Genomic DNA, 20,842 nt, shown 5'->3' with positions numbered 1-20,842 from the left:
TACCGGCCGTGCCGGGCGTTCGCCAGGTGCGCAAGCGGGACGGGGAGCTTGAGGGAGACTTCGCCGTCCGGGGTGACGCGGATCGTCTCGTTCCCCAACCGCTTGCCCGATTCGCCGTCCGCCTGCAGGAACCAGCGCTCCGCTTCCCAGCGCTGTCGCCATGCGTGCTCGGTGAGCTGCGCCGCGTCGAGGTGGTGTCGGGTGGTGAGCAGGCGTTTGCCGCCCCGCACGACCCGCACCCGCCCCACCTCGTGATCGGCCCGCTCCCGCTCCAGCCGATCCTCCAGCAGATGCAGTCGCCGCCTCTTGTGGAACCACTCCTGCCGGGTGCGGTATCCGCCCGGCGCCCGCTTCGAGCCCCTCTCGCCCACCGGCAGCGACAACCGGTGCGCGATCGTCTTGATGCCGGCCTCAAGGCTGCGGATGTGCGCGAGCTGGGCACGCCGGGACAGCGCCCACTGATCGTGGGTGGCCTTCGTGATCGAACCGGCCCACCGCGAGGACGACGTGTCGGTCAGGGCCCGCTTGCGCCCCGCCCACGTATCCGCGGAGTGCTCCAGGCCCTCGGCGCACCGGCGTTTGAGATCCTTCGAGGCCAGCGACCCCAGATGCGCGCCGACCACACGTAACACCTGCTCGTCGTCCGGCGTGAGGGCCTTGATGCGGGTGCGGATCGCCACGCCGGACGGGCCGACGGCCACGAAGGGGGCAGCGATCGTGCGCAGCGACTCACCACGCATCGACGTGCCCCCTCCACAACGCTTGATCGGCAACAGGAAGAACGGTACCGGCCGGCACTGACAGTGCCCGCCATGCGCCGTACGCGCGCTGCAATACCACTAACCAGCACACACTCACGCACACTCCTGCACACCTAAAACGAACAGCTCCCAACCCCCGGTGCGGGGTGCCAGGGACCGTCGAGGGCCGCCGCCCGCCCGCATCCCGCGCATATGCGTTTGCCGGGCATCCCCTCGGGCAAGGTAGGCTGTCGACTCGTCCTGGGCGCGTAGCTCAGCGGTAGAGCGCCGCCCTTACAAGGCGGATGTCGGCGGTTCGAAACCGTCCGCGCCCACCAGTCTCGGGACGCGATGAAGGCCCAGGTCAGCGGGTGGCTACCCGAGGCCTGGGCCTTGATCTTTACGGGGCTTTCGGTGCCGCCGTGCCACTTACGTGCCAGATGGACCGCGCGGGGGTCGCTTCACCCTCTTGATCTGCCCGTCGACGTAGTCGGCGATCTGGTGATCGCGGCCATTGACGAGGTGCTGATAGACCAGCGCGGCCCGCACCGACGAGTGGCCCATGCGGTGCATCAGCTCGCGCGTGGTCGCGCCACCGGTCGCGACCAGAGTGTTGCCGGTGTGCCGGAGATCGTGGAAGCGCACGCCGCCGAGGCCGGTCGCAGCGAGGGCGCGGAGCCAGATCCGCCGGAAGTTGTTTCGGCGCAGGACACCGCCGCGCGTGCCGAGGAAGACGAGCCCAGTTCGGCCGGCACCGGAGTACTCGGCGAGGTGTTGGGCCAGCTCTTCGACGAGCGAGGCTGGGATGGCCACGGTGCGGACACCCGCGGTGCTCTTGGGAGTCTTGACGGTGAGGCCGTGACTGCGGGTCTCGGAGTACGCGCGCCGGACGGAGACGGTGCGGGCCTCCAGGTCGATGTCACGGCGCTCCAAGGCCGCCTCACTCACCCGCAAGCTGCGGCGCGAAGGCAGCAGCGACGCCGAGCAGTCCATCCGCGGCGCCATGGCCGAAGTCCACCACGTCGCCGCACAGTTCCCCCGGCTGCGCGCCCGCCTGGACACCCACAGTGGCGACTACGGCGCATCGCCCGACAACACTTTCCAGTTCGGCCTCCAGGCCGTCCTCGATGGGCTGGAAACACGCCGCGACGGAAGTTGCGGTTCGGGTGATGCGTGATCAGGCTGCGGTGGGCTCCTGGCTCTCGACGAGGGCGTCGTTCTCGAACCTGGCGCCGGCGCGGACCAGCGCGACGAGGTGGGCTCCGGTGATCGCCCGCCAGCGGGCCTGGGTTGACTCGACCAGCACCTCGGCCAGGGCCCGCCACAGCCCCGTCGCGGACAACTGCACACGGCAGTGGTTCGCAGCCTTGCTCTCAGAGGGCGAGCACGGCAGCACCACTGGGTGGTCTACGTGGCATGAGCGCGGCCCTATGCGGCCCCGGCCGTAGTGCTGCCGATCAGGCCAGCAGCGGGAGGGGCGGCGTCCGGGCGGGCAACGTCGCCAGGCAGAAAGGCCGGCCGGGGCCGAGCGCCGTACCGCCGCCGTCACGGATGCGGCAGGGTGAGCGGACCACGCCCAGGAGATTGGCTGATGGGGAGCCGGCTGCTGCCGCGCTGTGGCTGAGCCCGATGGGGCGGCAGGATGAGGGCGACTCCGCTCAAAGCCACTCCGCCGACTTCGCGGCCATCTCCGCGAAATCAATTGCAGGCCAGCCACGTCGTGGGTACGGTCCGCATGTGGTCACTACGCCCCGTGTTTCTTAGCTCGGACACCAGCTTCGACGCCATCCTTGTGCCCTAGAGCTGTTACGGAGCGTAACCTTCATGAAGACTCTTCGCGGTCCCGTCCTGCTTCGGAACCGGGACTTCTCGCTGCTGCTGAGCGGCCAACTGATCTCTGCCATCGGCGATCAGGCTCACTTCATGGCCTTGCCCCTGGTCGTACTGGCCCTCACCGGGTCGGCCACGCAGGCCGGGTTCGTACTTGGCCTCGGCACCGTTTCCTTCCTCGCGTTCGGGCTGGTCGCGGGCGCCCTTGTTGACCGGTGGGACCGCAAAGCCACCATGATCTGGTGCGAGCTCGGCCGGACCATGCTCACTGCCGGCGTCGTCGCCGCACTGTGGCTGAACAGGCTCACGATGCCCCAGCTGTACGCGACGGCCTTGCTCGCCGGGATGCTGACCATTCTCTTCCAGGTCGCAAGCACCGCGGCGCTGCCCAACGTCGTCGATCCCCGACACCTGTCCACTGCCCTCGGCTACCAGCAGTCCGCCGCCGGCGCGGTGAGCGTCTTCGGGGCTCCGCTCGCCGGTGCGCTCTACGCCGTCGGGCGGGTCGTTCCCTTCGCCGTCAATGCGGTGTCCTTCGCCGTGTCTGCGGCGTCACTACGCCTGATGCGCGCCCGGTTCCAGGTGGACCGGCAGGACGCACGGACGACGGCCGGGCTCACCACCGAGATCCGGGAAGGGCTCGGCTGGCTCTGGCGTCAACCGGTCATTCGCTTCCTCACCTTGGTATCGGCAGCGGACAAAGTGCGCTACGGCGCCGGGTACCTGCTGATCATCACTCTCGCCCAACAGCTCGGCGCCTCACCGCTGTGGATAGGCGTCATCTTCAGCGGCGCGGCGGTGGGCGCGATGGTGGGGGCGCTGGTATCAACCAAGGCCACGCGTTGCTTCCGGCTTGGGAGGATCGCCGCGGTGATGCTGTGGGTGGAGGCCCTGATGTTCCCGTTGTACGCGCTCGCTCCAAACCCGCTGGTACTGGCAGCCGTTGCGGCCGCCGAGTCGCTGGTCGCGCCGGTCTATGCCGTGGCCATGACCACGCACCAGCTAGCCATCACCCCCGATGGGTTGCGAGGTCGCGCCACGAGTGCAGTCTCGACACTCACCACGGGAGCCTTGTCAATCGGCACGCTCGCGGGCGGCGCACTGATCTCTACACTGGGCGCCAAGCCTCTGGTCTGGCTCTCCGGAGCGTGGTTGCTCACCCTGGCCATCCTCACCACGCTCAACCGGGCCGTGCGGCAGGCACCACGAGCCGACGGGGTCCCGCGCAATGAAGCCACCAGCTCGGCCGAGACCGCAGACATGAACAGCTAGCAGGGCCCAACAACCCAGACACTGCGACGACAAGGAACCCGCCCATGCCCGAGGCCAACAAAATGGTTGGAGTCGTATCCCACCCGATCGGCTGGGTGTCCGGTGGACGCCACGAGGTGTTCGACGACGCCTGGGGCGAAGTTACAGCGATCATCCGGCTCGACGACAACCGGTTCGGGCCCGAAGCGCTCGCCGGCCTGGACGCCTTCTCCCACCTGGAAGTCGTCTATCACTTCGACCGCGTCCCAGTCAGCAAGATAGAGACAGGCGCCCGGCATCCGCGCGGCAACACGGAGTGGCCGCTGGTGGGCATCTTCGCCCAACGCGGCAAGAACCGGCCCAACCGGCTCGGCGTCTCGCGCTGCCGCCTCATCCGAGTCGCAGACCTCGAGGTTCACGTACAGGGCCTGGACGCCGTGCACGGCACCCCGGTGCTGGACATCAAGCCCTACATGAGCGAGTTCGCACCCGAGGGCGTCACCAGCCAGCCCGCCTGGTCCACCGAGATCATGCGCGACTACTACTGATCTGGCAGCCGTACAGGCGCGCTCATGGCCCCGCACTTCACGCCTCGCGGACCCGACCTCCGAGTGAGCAGCGAGTGAGGGACGTGTGCGGAAGGAGCGCCCTGGACGTTCGCCCAGTTCAGAGGCTTATTTCCGTACTCCTGGCGCCTGCCCTCCGGAGCCGTGTGCACAGCTTCGAATCCCGTGGGGGGACTTGCCGAGGATCAGCAGAAACAGCGCGCTCATCGACCATGTCGCGTGAAGGCGTCCCCTCGGCACCCACACGACCGCCACCACCCAAGCGGCGAGACCATCCGCACCGTCTACCCAAAGGCTTCAGCGAGCCCAGCTCTGAGAAGGCGTAACGGACCTCACCACTCGAACAACCCGGCACAGCCACCCGGCCCCCCGGAGTCGTTACAAAGGAATCAGGTCCTGACCTCGATGCCGGTGATCGCGGTCAGGACCGCCGCCGTGCTGCTGGCCGCCGTCGGCGACGGCACCAGCTTCCCCACCGCCGCCCACCTCGCCTCCTACGCCGGCGCGGCGTGGCCCGGGCCACCAGATCGCCGGGGACCTCGATCCGCGGCGAACACGCACCCAGAGGCGGAAAACCGGCGACTCAAATGCGCGATGCTCCGCGATGGCACCTTCGCCGAATCCCGCCTCCTCGAAGCAGCCGCCGCATGATCAGCTCAGGCGTGACACAGGGCATAGAGGCGCCCCCTCCATGCTGGGGACGGCAGCGGAGTAACGACTGCTGCGCACGTCAGGCGTTGGCCACGCCATGCTGAAGCGTCCGGGCGAGGAGCTCAAGAGCCTCGACGACTCGGTCCCGATCGGATCCCAGGCCCGCCAGAACCTGTGCTTCGCGGTCCAAATGCCGGGGAAACAGTGTGTCGATCGCCGCTATTCCGTCGGGCGAAATGGTCACTAGGGCACTGCGTTGATCAGCCGGATTCGCCCGGCGCTCGATGAGACCTCGATTCTCGAGCTTGGCCAGCATTTTACTGACCGCGGCGCGCGAGAGTCCCATCCACTGTGCCAGCCGCCGCGCAATGATCGGCTCGTCCAGATACCGCAGAAGAAGCAGAACGTCCATCTCTGACGGGGTGAGTTCGGATGTCTCGTACACCGGCTCCAACGCAATCGCCAGCAAGGCCTGTACCCGCTTGAGAGGACTCACGATGTGCATCGATGACGTATTGAGGTCCGGCCGGGCGGTCACCCACCTCTGCATCAGTTGCTCCGGACCCAAGGAAGGCTGCGTACCCATGGCACCATGTTAACCGATTAACGAAATGCGCCCGACTGGATCGAAGCAGGCGTTCGAGGCTGCGGTGAGATCAGCATCGGCGGGACTGGCCTCGATCCGGCATGTCAGCTTGTCGGCGGACCCTTTCAGCTCGTTCTGGGCGGAGATTTCTGCGGGTGGGCAGGTCGGTGGCAGAGCTCGCAGTCGTTCGAACGGGCTGGTGATCACGTCGTCGGTCCATGGCCAGTGGTGGGCCAGGCAAAGGATGCGGCGGCCGGTCGTTACGAGCCGGGCGGCGGCGGAAAACAGTCGTAGCCGCAGGCGTCTGGGCTCTTGTCGCCGGGCCTGACCGGCCAAGGCGAGCATGGGCATCCAGGCCGGCAGGTCGAGTGCGATCTGAACCATCTCCAGTCAGATCCGGTTCTGTGCGGCGTGGTGAACGGGGAGGTTGCGCAGGCCGGTGTCGAGGGCGGCGCGCATGCGGTCCTCTGCCTTGGTGCGCCCGCGGTGCCACAGCTCCAGCTCCTCGATCGGACGGTCGGCGATGTTGGTGGCGACGCAGATGATCCGCATCCCGTCCGCGTCGGCGATCCGCAACTGGGCGCCAAGGGAGGGCCGTTCCTTGCAGACGATCAGCCGTATGCCTTGGGGCCGGCCTTACAGGCAGTCTCCAGCGAGTTCGGCAACCCGGGTGGCGTCTCGGATCTCGCCGTCCGGCCCGACCGCGGGGCCCAGACCGAGACCGGCGTCTTCAGCAAGGCCTGTGCATGGCGTCGGCGATGACCAAACCGACCGACCAGGACAACCACCATACCCGTGAGGTAGGCCAGTTGAGGAAATCGTGGGTGCTGCCGCAGAGCCGATGCCCAGCTGCCGCATCGTCAGGTTCGTGGGAGGATACACCGCTACCGCCCACACCCGGTCAGCCCGCAACACCCCGGCCATACCGGGGAGATGCCCATCTCACAGCCTTCTGCAACACGCTTTAGGTCATGCAAAACCTGTTAACAAAAGGGTGACGCATCACCTTTCAGTTGCCGTCGCTCGGGTGCCAGTCGGAAAGTCTTTCCCGTTCTGCAGATCATTCGCGGAATCCAGAAGACTACCGACGGACTTCGGCCTGCGCCCCGGAATGAACGCGGTACACGCCAGGCCGGCGATTGCCGCCGCGGATGCAACCATGAACGAGGTACGGAATCCACCTAGTGAGGGCAGCGTTGCCGCACCGACCTTGATCGTGGCGTGCGTCAAGATCACCGTCAGGACACTGCTCGCCACTGCTCCTCCTACCGAGCGCATCAGGGTATTCACTCCGTTGGCCGAGGCCGTTTCCGTCGTCGGCACCGCGTCGGTGATCAGGCTGGCAGTGGCCGCGATGGTCACGCCCGCCCCGGCCCCGATGACGGCCGCAGCAATGATGAAGTCGACGACGCTGTTCATCCACAGGGTGATGAAGGCGTAGCCGACAGCCATGACAATCGCTCCGACCATCATGGCCGCCCGTGCCCCGTACCGGGCGACCAGGCGGGCTGAGACCCGGGTCAACAGGAGCGCCACCACGCCGTTCGGGAGTACCGCCATCCCGGCTTGCACCACGCTCTGGCCGAATCCATACCCGGTGGCGGTCGGCGCCTGCAGTACCTGCGGAAACACCAAAAGCACGGTATACACCGCGAATCCGATCCCCATCGTGGCGAGGTTGGTCATCAGCACTGGTCGCTGCGCGGCCAGTCGCAGATCGACCAGCGGGAAGCGGGCGTGCAACTGATGCCGGCCCCAGGCGAGCAGCCCCAAAAGGGCCGCCGCACCGAGCCCGATCGTACGTGTACTGCCCCAGCCCCACTCCCCGGCATTGACGATCGGCAGCAGCAGACCGATCAGGCCCACAGTCAGACCGATTGTGCCGACGACGTCGAAGCGCCCCGTGGCCAGCCGCTGCGACTCAGGAACCACTACTGCAACCGCAAGTGCGCACAGCACAGCCAGCACACCCGATCCCCAGAAGAGCATGTGCCACTCGACACGCTCCACGACCAGGCCCGCCAGCGGGATCCCAGCGACGGCACCCAAGCCGAGTACCGCCGTCAGGAAAGCTATCGCTCCACCGATTCGGGCAGGTGGCAGTTCATCCCGGAAGACACCCAGAACAAGCGGAATCACCCCGATCACGCAGCCCTGCAGCCCACGGCCGATCACCATCGGCCACAACGAACTTGTGAGCGCGGAAATCGCTGAACCAATGACCACCACGATGAGCATCAGCAGCAAAGTACGCCGTTTACCGAAAAGATCGCCCAGGCGTCCGCTGACCGGGGTGATGACCGCGCCGGTCAGGAGTGTGGTGGTCACCACCCACGAAGCGTCCGTTGGTGAGGTGCCCAGAAGCAGGGGAAAATTCGGGATGAGCGGAACAACCAGCGTCTGCAGCAACGACGCCAACAAAGTGGTAGTGGCGAGAACTACGATCATGACCGAAGGCGAACCGAAACGCTTCATGAGATCTCCGTACAGGCGAATTTATTAGATCACGGGCAACCCCTCCGCCCATCAGCTCGATTAACGGGGCAGTGACGGTGGGACCACTGGCCACCCGAGGCGCCAGGATGATGGGTACGATTTCTCATCCCATGCTTCACAACGGCAATGCGGATCTGCCCTGGACAGCGCGAGTCCGCAAAAGCACGACCTGTTTGGGTCACAGGGTCCGTGTGAAGTCCGTCGAGGATTACTTCGCTGTCTGCGCGTTCCCGTCCGGTCCGGCGCCTTGGGCGTCTCCTCGGCGCAGATCGTTGCACCAGGCGACCGCGCACGCGGCCAGATACAGCAACGCGATGGGCGCGGCAAGCACCAGCATGCTGAGCGGGTCGGTGCTGGGGGTGGCCACCGCAGCGAAGACGGTGATGCTCATGAACATGGCGCGCCACCAGCCGGCCATCCGGCGCGCGCTGATCACGCCGCCGAGGTTGAGCAGGACGAGGACCAGCGGAAGTTCGAAGGAAAGCCCGAAAACGACAACCATGCGCGTTGCCAGGTTGAGGTAGTCGTCGACCGGCAGGATGTTGGTCGCCTTGTCGGGGGTGAAGGAGATCAGCACCCGTGCCGTGGTCGGCAAGAGCCAATACGCCACCGCGGCACCAGACAGGAACAGGGGAATGCCGGCTGCCAGAAAGGTCCGGGTGTACTTCCTCTCACCGCGGTGCAGTCCCGGTGCGACGAATGCCCACAGCTGGTACAGCCACACCGGGCTGGCCACGACGACTCCTGCCGTGATCGACACCTTGAGCGCGAGGGTGAAGGGTGAGAGAAGGCCGTTGATCGAAATCACGCCACAATGCCCGGATTCACTGGCACTGGCCAACTGACCCGCGGTGCAGTCGGGCAGGGGATCGATGAGAATTCCGATAATTTCTTGGTAGAAGAAGGCTGCTGCCACCGTGACGAGCAGGATCGCTCCTACGGCTTTGGCGAGGCGGTTTCGCAGCTCACGCAGGTGCTCGGTAAGGGGCATCTGCGCAGCGGCGTGCGACGTTCGGGTGGGCATGGGCAGTCTCCGGCGCCTTCACGTACGGCACCTGCCGCACTGAGGCCTGTCGGTGGTGGAGATGGTGTATCAGCGCCGTTGAGCAGTGTCCGCCTCGGTCGCATCCGAGGTCGTGTGGCGGCCTTCGTGCGCGCCCTGCAGTACGGCAGCGGCTGGGCGTGCATCGCTGTCGGATTCCTTCACATCGTCCGTGCGCATGGCCTTCGTCTCGTTCTTGAGGATTCTCAGCGACTGCCCCAATGAACGGGCCATATCGGGAAGACGCTTGGCGCCGAAGAGGAGCAGAACGACAGCAAGAATGATGATGATCTCGGGTGCTCCGAGCCTTCCGAACATGAGTAGTTCCCTTTCTGGAGATTCGAGTGCGGAGGCGAGACTCCGACGCGGGTACCGGGCCGACGGATACGGAGACCCATCCTGTCGTCCGGTTTCTGAAGTGCCGGCCCAGCAGGGGCGGTCACCACTGTGATCAGGCTTTCACGGGCGCTGAAGTGACTACGTCGTAAAATGCGGCGGTCGTCGACAGTTCGCTCGCCCCCGGTATCGGGTGTCGTCAGTGGCGGGAGACGACGGCCGCGGAGTCCGTAGCTCCCTGCGGCTTCTTCGGCACGTCCGTCGTCGGGCTGTCGGGCGCCTCCCCTTCCAAGTCCGGACTCGTTTCCGGTTCGGACAGCACCAGGTCCTCGGCACTCAGCAAGTGTTTGCGGACGAGCACCTTCGGATTGAGGTCCTCCAGCGCCATGTCCTGCAGCTCAGGGGGGAGTTCATTGCGGATGCCGGCCTGCGCGCTCTGCGAGAACTCGCGGAACTTGCGCAGGGTCCTCGCTGCACTTGACACCATCGAGGGGAGTTTTTCAGGCCCGCCGAGAATGACGGCCAGAACAAATAGCGTCACGAGTTCGAGCGGGCCGATATCGAAGAACATTTACGGCTCCCGTTTGGAATGGTGGAGCGTCGCAACACCCGGACGGACGGCGAAACATGTTGATTGGCGAGAATGGATCAAGTGGCCGCCCGGGTGTGCCAAGAACAAAGGCCAAGCGCTCAGCTGTGTGTTGCCCCCGGGCACACGCCCGACGAGCAGGACGGGCGCTGCTCGACCGAAAGCAGGGCATACGGTCGACGGAGAACGCGTGCTCGAGGTTGGGGTGGGCTTCCCAGCCCACCCCAACAAAGATCCCGGGCGCGTGGGCGCTGTGTTCGTGGCGCATCCACGGGGAGATCAAATTCAGCCGCGTGCGCCCGGCCTGCCGACCGCTGCTCCAGCGGACAGCCGGGGGGACGGCCGTGGGATTGTGTCAGTGGTTGGTGAGCTGGTTTTCGAGGCCGATCATGGCTCCGAAGGCGCCGCCGTGTTCCTGCTGGATCTTGGCGACGCCGGGGACGGTGGCGGTGTGGGACCAGTCGCGCTGGAGTTCGCCCCCCACGGAGGTCCAGGTGATGGGGACGACGCCTGCCTGTTCCATGCGGCGCACGGCCATGTCGTGGGCCTCGGGGCTGACGTCGCCGGAGGCGTCGGTGACGGCGTAGACCTCGTAGCCCTCGTCCAGTGCGGACAGTGCGGGGTAGGCGAGGCAGATCTCGGTCCACAGGGCGGCTATGACGATCTTGCGGGCGCCGGTCTTGCGGATGGCGTCACGGACGGGGGTGTCCTCCCAGGCGTTGATCGCGGTGCGGTCGTAGACCTTCTGTCCGGGGAAGACGTCGGTGATCTGGGGGAGCAGCTTGCCACCGCGGTCGGCCAGGACGCTGGTCAGGACCGTGGGGACGCCGAACAGCTTGGCGGTCTTGGCGAGGCCGGTCACGTTGTTGATGACGGTCGTCGAGGGGTGGCTGCCCACGGCGGCGATGAGGGAGGGCTGGTGGTCGATGAGCACCAGGACCGAGTTCTTCGCGCTGATCGGGTCCCAGTGGCGGGCCTGCTTCGTGCCGGCTGTGGTCATGCCCGCCGGGGTGGCGTTCGTGCCCGACGCGTGGGCGGTGCCCGTGCCCGCGACCACGGCCGCCGCGCCCGCGGCCGACGCCGCCAGGACCGAACGCCTGCTGGTGATACCGGACATGATGCATCTCCTGTGGATGTAGGGGAGTCAGAAAGTCGCTGCCCGATCGGGGCGACACACGGACCATAGACCCCAGATTGTTAATCAGTCAACTACTGGTGATCGATTGGGCGGGGTGACCAGGCGGGCCATCCAGGCGCAGGTCATCCGGTCCCCGGATGGCGACCAAGGGCCGGTTCGGGGCCACTCCGCGGGTTGCGCCGGAGCTCACGGGCGCCTCTCGACACCGGCGCGACAGCAGGACAGATCGCTGCCCGTCCGGCAATTCGCAGGGGGCAGCCCCACCCCCTGCGGTGCCGCGATCGCCGCTTGTGCCCCGCGTCACCTTCTTGATCGACCGCATCGCCGGTGTCACACTCCGCCGCCCCAAGTCGTCGCCGCAGGAGACCTGGTGACGCGCCACCATAGGTTTCAGTCCCTCGCCGTCGTGGGTGCTGGCGGCCGAGACGCCGACGGACCAGGGGCAGTCAGTTCGCGTGCGGCAGGATGTGCAACCCGGAATCCGGCTGCCCCAGTCCACGGGGCTCGGACCTGTGTGTTCGCCCCCTCTCTCACGCAAGCCGTCCCAGACTGGCCGGGATGGGCCATGGCAAGCGGCCGGGCACCGACTTCCGTTGCGCTGATCAGAAACTCGACGGAGAAGGGGCCGGGGCGTCGGTTCCCAGGGACAGCGGCCGCACCGGGCGGCGTATCAGCGACCGTGGCAGTGGTGCAGCCCGCCTCATGGCGGTGTTCCCAGTGGCTCTTCCGGGAGCCGTTTGGGAGCCGACCCGCTCCCGGAGCCCCGTCCACACCACGCGAGACCAATCGGGACCATGGCCCTGACCAGCGCAACCGCAATCCACGTTGGCAAGATCAGCAACCGAACCTCATTCGGGACGAAGAGGTCGTGGGTTAACATCCGCCGCGCCGAAAGCTTTCCCTGCGTGAGCGGACGGCGGAATATGAGGCACCGAAAGCAGGGCCCAGCATCAGGCGGGATGGCACTGACCTGCAAGGACAGCACCACACGGCGTGATCCCACACCCCGATCATGAATTCGATCCCACTCCTAAAGCGGGTGTCGCAGGTTCGAGTCCTGCCGGGGGCACAACGTATTACCGGTCTGACCTGGGATTTCTTCCCTAGGGAGGGGTCCTGATCGGCCTCGGGCTTCTCGTCCGGGGCCGTTTGCGTGAGCAGATGTCCCAGCGGCCTCAGTGCTGCGGTAGATGTCGGCGCCATCTCGTGGTCCGCGAGCGCCAGGTCTGACATCAGCGCCGCTCTACTCGCGCTGTAGGCGCCTCGTGAGGAGCCGGTCCATGTGGCTACGCCGCAGCTCCCTCCAGCACCTGGACTCGATGCTGATCGGCTACCGAGCTGCACTGAGCCCGGGCGCGGAGTCAGATCCGGCAGAGGTTGTTCCGGCGCAGGACACCGCCACGGGCGCCGAGGAAGACGAGCTCGGTCCGGCCGGCACCGGAGTACTGGGCAAGGCGATGAGTCAGCTCCTCGACGAACTGGCTTGATCGTCTTCGGACGTCTCTGAACCAGCGGCGGCGGCGCGCCAGCGGCTGCCGCCAAACCAGTGGCGCCCCGTCGACGAGCCTCATAGCTTGTGCGCTCGTGGCTGATGATCCGAAGGCGCGCCCGAATCGATATGACCTCGGCCGGGTGTTCAACGAGGTGCCGGAGATCTATGACCGGGTCCGGCCGGGATACCCCGACGAGCTGTTCGCGGACCTTGTCGCTGTCACCGGCATGGACGAAAGGTCGTCGGTGCTGGAGGTGGGCTGCGGTACCGGTCAGGCGACGCGCTCGCTGGCAGCGCTCGGATGCTCAGTGACCGCCATCGAGCCGGGCGCGGAGATGGCCGCACTGGCTCGCCAACGGATCGCCACCTTCCGTAACGTCGAAGTCGAGACGTCGACGTTTGAGGAGTGGGACGACCGCGGTCGACGCTTCGATGTCCTCGTGGCTGCGTCGTCGTGGCACTGGGTCGACCCGTCGATCGGCTGGCAGCGAGCGCATGGCGTGCTCCATCCTGGAGGCTGGATGGCACTGCTCGGCAACGTCGTTGTCCGCCGGCCGGGAGAGCCTGAGGTGTACGCCGAGACCGCCGACCTCCATGAGCGGTTCTGCCCCGGGAACCCCGGCTGGGGCCATCCGCCTCTGGAGGACGACGTGCGCACCACCGACGAGGGTTGGGGACTGGTCGACGATCCCGGAGGATTGTTCGGCCCGACCATCGTGCGCTGGTACCCGACCGTTCAGTGGTTCGACGGGGACAGTTTCGCCGATCTCCTTCGCTCGACGTCGCTGTACCGGAAGATCGACCGTGACGTCCGTGAGCCCCTGCTCGACGCCATCGCCCAGCGCATCCGCACGCGTATGGGCGACCGAGCGCCCCGCCGTTATCTGAGCGTCCTCCGTGTCGGCCAGCGCGCCGAATGAGTCCAGGCTGCCGAGCCGAAGGACTGATCACCTCACCTCGGTAGGCGTCGTATGCGGCCGAAGCCCGAGGCCTCCTGCCTAGGTTCAGTTGAGCTTTGACGGATCTGCGTCAGTTGATGCTTTCCGGTTCCTAGCCTGTCGTGCGGTTCTTCGTGCCGTAGGCCTTGAAGCGGGTCACCTCCTTGCTGGTGGTCCGGGGTACCGTCCGCAGGCGGTGTCCGTCCTGGTCGAAGACGTGCAGGGTGGTGTCGGTGACCTCGACGCTGACCACGGTGCGGGCATGGACCATGCCGACCTGGACCTGCTGGCCGCAGACCTGGATGCTGCCGCGGGTCGAGACCTTGCGCCCGACCCGCACCGCGTCCTGCGGGGCCTTCGGGGACAGAGGGCTGAGCTGGGCGTCGCTGATGTAGGCACGCCGCTGGGGCGGGATCGGACACGGCAGGGTCCGCACCAGCATCCCGTCGGCGACGACCTGCATCAGCGGCCCGTCCAGCCGCAGCGTCACGCGCCGGCCGGCCAGCGGGACACCGACGGTGATCTGCTGTCCGGCCAGGCCCACCACCCCGGAGGCGTTCACCGTGCGGGCCACCTCGATCGGGCATCGGACCGCCAGCGGCCAACGCCCCGGCGAAGGCCGCGGACACCGCCCGGCCGGTCGCCCGTTCCACCACCGCCGCGATCACACAGAACCGGGAGTGGTCGTCCACCCCGGTCACCAGCTTCATCTCACGGCCGTCGGACAGATAGATCCCGCCCATCACGTCCAGCTGCCACAGCTGCATCGGCCCCGGCCGTTCCCACCGCCGGTAATCCTCCCGGCGTCTTCGCCTGGCGACCGGCACGATCAGCTGATGGCGGACCAGGATCCGATACACCGACGCCTCCGACGGCACCGGCTCAACACCCCGCCGCCCAAGCTCATGACGCAGCCGACGCTGACCCCACCGCGGATGCAGTCGCCGTAATTCCAGCACCGCCGCCTCCACCGCAGCAGGCATCTGCCACGGATGCGACCTCGGCCGGTGCGACCGGTCCGCCAAAGCGGCCAGACCACCCTCTTCATAGCGGCGCACCCACGAGTGCACCGACTGCCGGGAGACCCCATACCGGGCCGCGACCTCCGTCTTGGAAGTCTAAAACTGACGATCATCATTGACACCTGGGTCTCCGATCACTACGGAGATCCACATGCCGAAGTCCACGCCCATCACCCCGCCGCTTGACCGTGAAGCCAAGCGGCGCCGGGGCCAAGCCCTGGGCCGCAGCGGGTGCGGGCCCGAGTCGAGAACTGTGAGCACGCCGATGGGCCGGTTGGCTCCGAGACTTTAGGCAGCCACCATGGGGCGAGCCTCGAAGATCATGGCCCCAACGTCGTGCTTTACGGGCAGGTCCACTGACTGCCCGACTCGCCGGAAGCTTACGGGGCCATGATCACTCGCCCCATGGCACCTCCAGCCCAAAGTCTCGGAGCCAACCTCTCACCATCGTCGCCCTCGGATCGCGGATGTCGACTCCAAAGACGGAACTCGATTGCAGTTCCTCCCATGCCTCCGGTGATACTCGGCCATGAGCAGATTCGCCGAGGTCATCGTGTTGGCCAGCAGCGCAGAAGAGATCATGGAACCGCTGACACGGCCGGACCCCAACCGAAAGTGGCGTGGCCAATTCACAGATATCGGGCATGGCATGTTCGGTGGCTGGGCCATTGAGTTCATACGACGGAGCAACTGGGTCGGACTCCTGGAACACCTGGAGTCTCAGCCTTGGCCATCCCCGCACTCCGTGCAGGTACTGATCCACGACGAGGAAGATGACTGCTTCGGCTTGTGGATGATGCACGACGGCCGACTTGTGGAGGTGCCGCTGCCGCGCACCAGTCGCTACTTCTGGCGAAACCACTACACGGGCGAAGTCGATCCAGACTGCCCCGGAATTCTCATGCGCACGGACAAGTCCGATGGCTCGCCCGAAGGGGACTGAGGGCCGGCCCTCAAACTGTCCAGTCCAGGCAGGCTGCCCCGGGCTGCGGTACAACAGTGAAGTACAGCAACCCCAGCGACCGGCAGTGCCGACCAACGGCGCGCATAAGCCTCGCGGCAGCCTGTATGACCGACGCTGACCGATCTGCATAGAGCTACGGATCAGAAGTTGCCCGTGCCCCATCCGTGCCCGATCGCACGGGGAACCGCGGGGAATCACGGTGCCGAGCGGGCACCGCACAACGCGACGGCCCCTGACCGTATCGCCTGGTCAGGGGCCGTTCACCTGCGCGGTGGGTGTGGGATTTGAACCCACGGTGACTCGCGCCACGACGGTTTTCAAGACCGCCGCGCATCAAGCCTCTTTGGGGCTCTGATCTGCGTCGGAGCGCGCTTTGCTAGGTCAACCGTCCTCACTTGCCCACACATGACCCACGGCTCCCACGAAGGGGTTGTGCCATTGCAAGGCGAGCCGGGTGGGCCGACACCCGCTTTAGGGCGGTGGCGGCTGGTGAGCAGGTGCGGGTCAGTTGGCCGGCACTGGCTCTGCGTGCGGCGCGGGTGCGTGGTGTGCCGTGTGGCGGCGGATGACGTTGTGTGCCGTCTCCGCCGCGATCAGGGAGAGCACGATGAGCACGGCGCTGATGAGGCCGAGCCAGTGGGCGCCGGACCAGGTCATTCCGGCCTGTCCGAGCAGCGGGGCGAGGGAGACGCCGACGTATGTGGCGGCGGAGTTCAGGCCGCTGAGCATGGGGGCCGCGGCGGGCATGGCGCCGATCAGGCGGTGGGTCTGCGCGGTGAGGAATCCCCAGCCGCACAGGCCCCAGACGACCAGGGCCACGACGGCGGTGGCCAGGTGCGCGCTGGACCAGGGCAGCAGGGCGAAGTCCAGTGCGAGCGCCACGAGGGCGGTGTTGATGATCCGCCGGGAGCCGAGGCGGTCGACCAGGCTACCCGAGCCGAGGGTTCCGATGATGGACGCCACGCCCCAGACGAACAGCAGGATGGCGAGGGTGGTGCCACTGCCGCCGGTGGCGCGGTCCAGGCCCTCGGCGATGTAGGAGTAGACGGTGTACAGGCCGGTGAACAGCAGAAGGGTGGTCAGCAGGGTCAGGCCGATACGGCGGTCGCCGAGCGGGGCGAGGCGGGCGCGCAGCGGGACCAGCGGCGGGTTGGGGATCGTGGGCAGCAGCAGGGCGATCCCGGCGGCGGCGAGCACGCCGAGGGCGGAGACGAAGAGCATGGTGGCACGCCAGTCGCCGGCGAGGCTGCCGATCGCCGTGCCGAGGGGAGCACCAAGCGCGGTCGCGGCGCTGAGACCGGCCATCACGACGGAGATGGCGCGTCCCCGGCGCTCCGGTGGTGCGAGCGCGGCGGTCGCGGCGACGGCGGTGGGAGTGACCATGGCGCCGCCGACCCCGGCGAGTGCCCGCGCGAAGAGGGCCACGCCGAAGTCCGGGACGAGGGCGATGAGGAGGCTGCCCACGACAGAGAGGCCGAGGCCGGTGAGGAAGAGCGTGCGGCGTGGCCAGCGCGTGGTGGCCGCTGCCATGACGAGGCCGAGGATGGCATAGGTGAAGGCGTAGGCGGTGATCAGCCATCCCGCGGCGCCGATGTCGACGCCCAGGGAGTGTGCCGCGTCGGGCAGGATGCCGGCGATGATGAAGCTGTCGGTGCCGATGACGAACATTGCAGCGGTCAGTACGAGGAGTGATCGGTACACGTCGGAGGGGTCTCCCAGGTGATGTAACAATTCTTGTTACATTTAAGGCTTGAAGAAAGGCCGATCCATGTGGGTCGGCCGGGGTGGACTGCGGCTTGCTCGAGGGGTCAGGCGATTGTCTTTTTGAGCACGTCGGCGACGGTGACGGTGGCCAGTTCGGCTGTCATCGAGTCTTGCGCGCGGCCGTACGCCTTCTGCAGTACGGGTGGAATGCCCCGCCCGACGGGGCACTCCTGGTTGGGGGGCGTGGCGTGCAGCGAGAGGAGAGGCTCCGGTTCGACGGCCAGGTAGACATCCCGCAGCGTGATCGCGTCCGGGGTGCGCGCCAGCCTCCAGCCCGCACCCTGCCCGCGCTGTGAGACGACCAGGCCCGCGTCGCGCAGGCTGCCGAGGATGCGGCGGATGACGACGGGGTTGGTGTTGACGCTGACGGCGATCTGGTCGGAGGTCACGATGCCGTCGGAACGCTGGGGGCAGACCATCGCCATCCAGGTCAAGGCGTGTGTGGCCACAGTCATGCGGCTGTTGGCGCTCATCGGACCTCCTTCTGTTCGGAGCGGTCGAAGCCCTCCTATCGAAACCGATTTTGTTACGTCAGGAGAGTGTGTGTCAAGCTCCGCGAGTCGGGTCGGTCGGCGACGCGCTGGACGGCGCGCCGGTGGAGGCCGCGATCGGCCTGCGAATCCGGAGCCGATCGCATCGTGGCGGACGCCAAAGTCGCGCGCCGGGGTCGAGTCGGCCACCACCGACCGGGTCGACCGGCAGAGCCTGACAGGGACGCGGTCACGGCGGCCGGGCGGCCAGGAGAGGGGTCGCGGAAGACGAAGGACGGTGCCGGGCCCGGTGTGTGACCGGGCCCGGTCTGCCTGGTCAGCGGCTGTAGCGGGCGGCGGGCCGGGACAGCGACAGGTGGGGGCCCATGGCCTGGCGGGCCTGGTCGTAGGACTCCCACTGGCCGTACTCGGGCAGCGAGGGGATGGTGACCAGTTCGCCCGCCTCGAGTCCGGCGAGTCCGGCCCGGGCGGCATCCTGCGGGGACATCACCATCTCCTTCGGGAGCTGGTCGAGCTCGATGCCCGAACCGTTCCAGAGCGCGGTCTCCAGCGCCCCCGGCAGTACGACCTGCACCCGCACCGCGGTATCGGCGAACTCCTGGGCCAGCCCCTGGGTGAAGGCCAGCACATAGGCCTTGGTGCCGCTGTACGCGGCGCTCACCGGGAGGATGTTGAGCGCGAGCGCAGAGGAGATGTTGACGATCGTGCCTGCGCCGCGCGCGGCGAATGCCTTCGCCGCGGCGGCCGCGATCCGGGTGAACGAGGTCAGATTGAGCGTGATCAGCCTCTCCAGCCGGTCCGGGTCGGCCTTCGAGAGCGGGCCGAGCAGCGCCATGCCGGCGTTGTTGACCAGTGTGCCGATCGATGCGTCGTCGGCCAGGCGCTCCTCGACCGAACTGATCCCCTCGGCGGTCGTCAGGTCCGCGCTCAGGGTGGAGACCTTTCGTCCCGACCGTTCGGCCAGCCCCGCGGCGGCCTTCTCCAGCCTTGCCTCGTCTCGCGCGACCAGGATGATGTCGTGTCCCCGTGCGGCCAGTTCCTCGGCGTAGGCCGCACCCAGGCCCGCGGTCGCGCCGGTGATCAGTGCAGTGCCGGCGGTGGTGGTGGACATGGCTGGACCTCTCCTTGTACTTGGCGCGAGGTCGCACCGTTTGGATGGTGGCGACCTCCTGTTGCAACCAACTCTGTTACGTCACGGAGGTGCGTGTCAAGCTCCGGGCTCTGCGACTGGCAACAGCTCTGAACCATCGATGCGCACGAGATGCGCGCCAGAACGGACGGTCAGCCACAGTCAACGGACGCAACCTTCGCGACCCGGCGGCGACGGGCATTAAGAGCAATCCTTGTAGTCAGCGCCCGTAGCGCAGGCTTCGTTCACGTGAAGTAGCAGCGTTTGATCAGTGCTTTGGGTAGCAGTTGGTGATCTTGGTTCCTGCAGCTGCTCACGCGAAATGACGTCACCGCAGTGGGGTGCCACCGGAGTACGGCAGAAGCGGACCGCGCGGTTGGCGTCAAACGGCCCGGAAAATGCCCCGAAGCGATTTGCTTCAGGGGCATTGTGTCTGTTCGGCCTATATGGCCAGGGCTGGGGTCGAACCAGCGACCGAGCCCGGAGCTTGACACGCACCTCCGTGACGTAACAAGATTGGTTGCAACGGGGGGTCGCCACCATCTAAACGGTGCGACCCCGCGCTGAGTACGAGGAGAGGTCCAGCAATGTCCGACGGCACCCTCGGGTACGACGTCTTCGTCTCCGACCCGTTCCCGCAGAACATCCCCGGACTGCTGCCCAATGGCGAGCCACGCCTCTTTGCGCCGCTGTCGACCACGCTGATCTACGGCCGTGACGACGCCGTGCTCGTCGAAGCACCGCTCCTCGGCGACCAGGCGAAGGAGGTCGGCGACTGGGTCGAGGCGCACGGGAAGCGGCTGACCCACATCTTCATCACCCACGGCCACGGCGATCACTGGTTCACCGCCGACCTCCTGGCCAAGAGGTTCGGCGCCCAGGTCGTGGCCTCGGCCGGCACGATCACGCAGATGCACGGCAGTGTGGCCGCCCGCGAGGCGGTGTGGGACAAGGCCTGGCCCGGGCAGATCCCGCCGTCCCCGGTCACGGCGGTCACCGTGCCGGACAATCGGTTCACCCTTGAGGGGCACGAGCTGGTCATCGTCGAGGTCGGCCACAGCGACGGCGACGACACCACCGTCCTGCACGTGCCCGACCTCGATCTGGTGGTGGCCGGAGACGTCCTCTACAACGGCGTCCACCAGTACCTCGGCCAATCGATGGGCGGCGGGCGCGATGCCTGGCGCCAGGCCATCGAGACCGTCAGGGCCCTGAACCCGCGCTGGATCGTCGCGGGGCACAAGGACAAGACCCTCGACGACGACGCCACCCGCGTCTTCACCGAGACCCGCGCATACCTCAATGCCGCCGACGAACTCCTGGAGAAGCACGACACCGCTCTCGACTTCTTCAACGCGATGCTCGAACGCTTCCCGAACCGCCGTCTGGGAGCGCTCACCCTGTGGTCCAGCTCCCAGGCGCTCTGCAACTCGCGCGAGCACCCCGAAGACACCCGCCGGCACATGCTCGAAGGCTGGGTAAAGGTTTATCAGCCCTGACAGCCGCGCCACTTCACCGGCTGGACCCTTGAGCGAGGGGGGTGGCTGCCGCGCCCGGTACAGCACGGAAGTAGAGCAACTGCAGCAACCGTCATCGCCCGGCAGGGTCCTTCAGCGCCTGCGAAGCGACCGCTACGGCAGCCACTGACCCATCCACATAGAGCTACGGATCAGAAGGTCGCCGTGCCCGTTCCGTGCCCGAGAAGGCGGTAAACCACGGTCAACGGCGGGTGCTGGGGCGAGCTCATTGGTTCGCCCTAGCTGCCGTTGACGCTGGTCAGAGGACGACCGGGCCGCAAGGCCCGGTGATTCCCAAGC

At 67.0% G+C, this 20,842-nt stretch carries 18 protein-coding genes, 2 tRNA genes and 6 pseudogenes; 9 read left to right on the top strand and 17 right to left on the bottom strand.

Annotated features, from left to right (window positions below; all coding sequences use genetic code 11):
- Positions 1-740: pseudogene (locus ACWDA7_RS01345) on the bottom strand (IS200/IS605 family accessory protein TnpB-related protein); the annotation flags it as partial.
- A gap of 263 nt (positions 741-1,003) precedes the next feature.
- On the opposite strand from ACWDA7_RS01345, the gene ACWDA7_RS01340 reads away from it, so the two are divergent.
- Positions 1,004-1,078: transfer RNA gene (locus ACWDA7_RS01340), tRNA-Val, on the top strand.
- Between the two features lie 91 nt (positions 1,079-1,169).
- Here the strand turns inward: ACWDA7_RS01340 and ACWDA7_RS01335 are convergent.
- A complete protein-coding gene (locus tag ACWDA7_RS01335) occupies positions 1,170-1,673 on the bottom strand; it encodes a tyrosine-type recombinase/integrase (protein ID WP_450602147.1) in 504 nt (167 codons plus the stop codon).
- Here ACWDA7_RS01335 and ACWDA7_RS01330 point away from each other — a divergent pair.
- Positions 1,657-1,917 carry a hypothetical protein gene (locus ACWDA7_RS01330; RefSeq protein ID WP_450602146.1) on the top strand — a complete coding sequence of 87 codons (261 nt, stop codon included), beginning with the start codon at positions 1,657-1,659 and terminating at the stop codon, positions 1,915-1,917. The genes ACWDA7_RS01335 and ACWDA7_RS01330 overlap by 17 nt on opposite strands.
- On the opposite strand, the pseudogene ACWDA7_RS01325 reads toward ACWDA7_RS01330, so the two are convergent.
- Positions 1,918-2,058, bottom strand: a pseudogene (locus ACWDA7_RS01325) (IS256 family transposase); the annotation flags it as partial.
- A gap of 506 nt (positions 2,059-2,564) precedes the next feature.
- Between ACWDA7_RS01325 and ACWDA7_RS01320 the strand changes: the two are divergent.
- The 3 genes and pseudogenes from ACWDA7_RS01320 to ACWDA7_RS01310 form a co-directional block, all read left to right on the top strand.
- The gene (locus ACWDA7_RS01320; protein WP_450602145.1) at positions 2,565-3,842 is read left to right on the top strand and encodes an MFS transporter; all 1,278 of its coding nucleotides are present in this window, start codon (positions 2,565-2,567) and stop codon (positions 3,840-3,842) included.
- 44 nt (positions 3,843-3,886) lie between these two features.
- The gene (locus ACWDA7_RS01315) at positions 3,887-4,369 is read left to right on the top strand and encodes an SAM-dependent methyltransferase (RefSeq protein ID WP_450602144.1); all 483 of its coding nucleotides are present in this window, start codon (positions 3,887-3,889) and stop codon (positions 4,367-4,369) included.
- A gap of 405 nt (positions 4,370-4,774) precedes the next feature.
- A pseudogene (locus tag ACWDA7_RS01310) lies at positions 4,775-4,984 on the top strand (transposase); the annotation flags it as partial.
- Between the two features lie 133 nt (positions 4,985-5,117).
- On the opposite strand, the gene ACWDA7_RS01305 reads toward ACWDA7_RS01310, so the two are convergent.
- The 8 genes and pseudogenes from ACWDA7_RS01305 to ACWDA7_RS01270 all read right to left on the bottom strand — a co-directional run.
- Complete coding sequence (locus tag ACWDA7_RS01305) at positions 5,118-5,624, bottom strand: MarR family winged helix-turn-helix transcriptional regulator (RefSeq protein ID WP_450602143.1); 507 nt, start codon at positions 5,622-5,624, stop codon at positions 5,118-5,120.
- Between the two features lie 168 nt (positions 5,625-5,792).
- A pseudogene (locus tag ACWDA7_RS01300) lies at positions 5,793-6,456 on the bottom strand (transposase); the annotation flags it as partial.
- Positions 6,457-6,626: 170 nt separating this feature from the next.
- Positions 6,627-8,099, bottom strand: a complete 1,473-nt coding sequence (locus ACWDA7_RS01295) for an MFS transporter (RefSeq protein ID WP_450602142.1) — start codon at positions 8,097-8,099, stop codon at positions 6,627-6,629.
- Positions 8,100-8,328: 229 nt separating this feature from the next.
- The gene (tatC, locus tag ACWDA7_RS01290) at positions 8,329-9,144 is read right to left on the bottom strand and encodes a twin-arginine translocase subunit TatC (protein WP_450602141.1); all 816 of its coding nucleotides are present in this window, start codon (positions 9,142-9,144) and stop codon (positions 8,329-8,331) included.
- A gap of 69 nt (positions 9,145-9,213) precedes the next feature.
- Positions 9,214-9,480: a Sec-independent protein translocase subunit TatA gene (gene tatA, locus ACWDA7_RS01285; RefSeq protein WP_450602140.1), complete on the bottom strand. Its 267-nt coding sequence runs from the start codon at positions 9,478-9,480 to the stop codon at positions 9,214-9,216.
- 217 nt (positions 9,481-9,697) lie between these two features.
- Complete coding sequence (locus ACWDA7_RS01280) at positions 9,698-10,069, bottom strand: Sec-independent protein translocase subunit TatB (RefSeq protein WP_450602139.1); 372 nt, start codon at positions 10,067-10,069, stop codon at positions 9,698-9,700.
- A 373-nt stretch (positions 10,070-10,442) separates the two neighbouring features.
- Positions 10,443-11,087, bottom strand: coding sequence for a hydrolase (locus ACWDA7_RS01275; RefSeq protein ID WP_450602160.1), 645 nt, complete (start codon positions 11,085-11,087; stop codon positions 10,443-10,445).
- 478 nt (positions 11,088-11,565) lie between these two features.
- Positions 11,566-11,757 (bottom strand): annotated as a pseudogene (locus ACWDA7_RS01270) (IS5/IS1182 family transposase); the annotation flags it as partial.
- Positions 11,758-12,505: 748 nt separating this feature from the next.
- Here ACWDA7_RS01270 and ACWDA7_RS01265 point away from each other — a divergent pair.
- Together ACWDA7_RS01265 and ACWDA7_RS01260 are read left to right on the top strand one after the other, a co-directional pair.
- Positions 12,506-12,712 carry a hypothetical protein gene (locus ACWDA7_RS01265; protein ID WP_450602138.1) on the top strand — a complete coding sequence of 69 codons (207 nt, stop codon included), beginning with the start codon at positions 12,506-12,508 and terminating at the stop codon, positions 12,710-12,712.
- Between the two features lie 97 nt (positions 12,713-12,809).
- Positions 12,810-13,637: a class I SAM-dependent methyltransferase gene (locus ACWDA7_RS01260; RefSeq protein WP_450602137.1), complete on the top strand. Its 828-nt coding sequence runs from the start codon at positions 12,810-12,812 to the stop codon at positions 13,635-13,637.
- Positions 13,638-13,767: 130 nt separating this feature from the next.
- Here the strand turns inward: ACWDA7_RS01260 and ACWDA7_RS01255 are convergent, their stop codons facing one another.
- On the bottom strand, positions 13,768-14,217 hold the full coding sequence (locus ACWDA7_RS01255; protein ID WP_450602136.1) for a hypothetical protein: 450 nt from the start codon (positions 14,215-14,217) through the stop codon (positions 13,768-13,770).
- Positions 14,218-14,245: 28 nt separating this feature from the next.
- Positions 14,246-14,764, bottom strand: a pseudogene (locus ACWDA7_RS01250) (helix-turn-helix domain-containing protein); the annotation flags it as partial.
- Between the two features lie 442 nt (positions 14,765-15,206).
- Here ACWDA7_RS01250 and ACWDA7_RS01245 point away from each other — a divergent pair.
- On the top strand, positions 15,207-15,620 hold the full coding sequence (locus ACWDA7_RS01245) for a hypothetical protein (RefSeq protein WP_450602135.1): 414 nt from the start codon (positions 15,207-15,209) through the stop codon (positions 15,618-15,620).
- A 293-nt stretch (positions 15,621-15,913) separates the two neighbouring features.
- Here the strand turns inward: ACWDA7_RS01245 and ACWDA7_RS01240 are convergent.
- The 4 genes from ACWDA7_RS01240 to ACWDA7_RS01225 form a co-directional block, all read right to left on the bottom strand.
- Positions 15,914-15,992, bottom strand: a tRNA-Ser gene (locus ACWDA7_RS01240).
- A gap of 153 nt (positions 15,993-16,145) precedes the next feature.
- On the bottom strand, positions 16,146-17,342 hold the full coding sequence (locus ACWDA7_RS01235) for an MFS transporter (RefSeq protein WP_450602134.1): 1,197 nt from the start codon (positions 17,340-17,342) through the stop codon (positions 16,146-16,148).
- 107 nt (positions 17,343-17,449) lie between these two features.
- Entirely contained in the window at positions 17,450-17,878 is a 429-nt protein-coding gene (locus ACWDA7_RS01230; protein WP_450602133.1) for an Rrf2 family transcriptional regulator, read from the bottom strand.
- 334 nt (positions 17,879-18,212) lie between these two features.
- Complete coding sequence (locus tag ACWDA7_RS01225; protein WP_450602132.1) at positions 18,213-19,007, bottom strand: SDR family NAD(P)-dependent oxidoreductase; 795 nt, start codon at positions 19,005-19,007, stop codon at positions 18,213-18,215.
- A gap of 605 nt (positions 19,008-19,612) precedes the next feature.
- Between ACWDA7_RS01225 and ACWDA7_RS01220 the strand changes: the two genes are divergently transcribed.
- Positions 19,613-20,524 carry an MBL fold metallo-hydrolase gene (locus tag ACWDA7_RS01220; RefSeq protein WP_450602131.1) on the top strand — a complete coding sequence of 304 codons (912 nt, stop codon included), beginning with the start codon at positions 19,613-19,615 and terminating at the stop codon, positions 20,522-20,524.
- Positions 20,525-20,842: the final 318 nt, after the last annotated feature.

The sequence above is a fragment of the Streptomyces sp. NPDC001156 genome (assembly GCF_053598275.1).
Note: the sequence above shows the minus strand (reverse complement) of the source record. Positions and strands in the feature narration are given on the sequence as shown.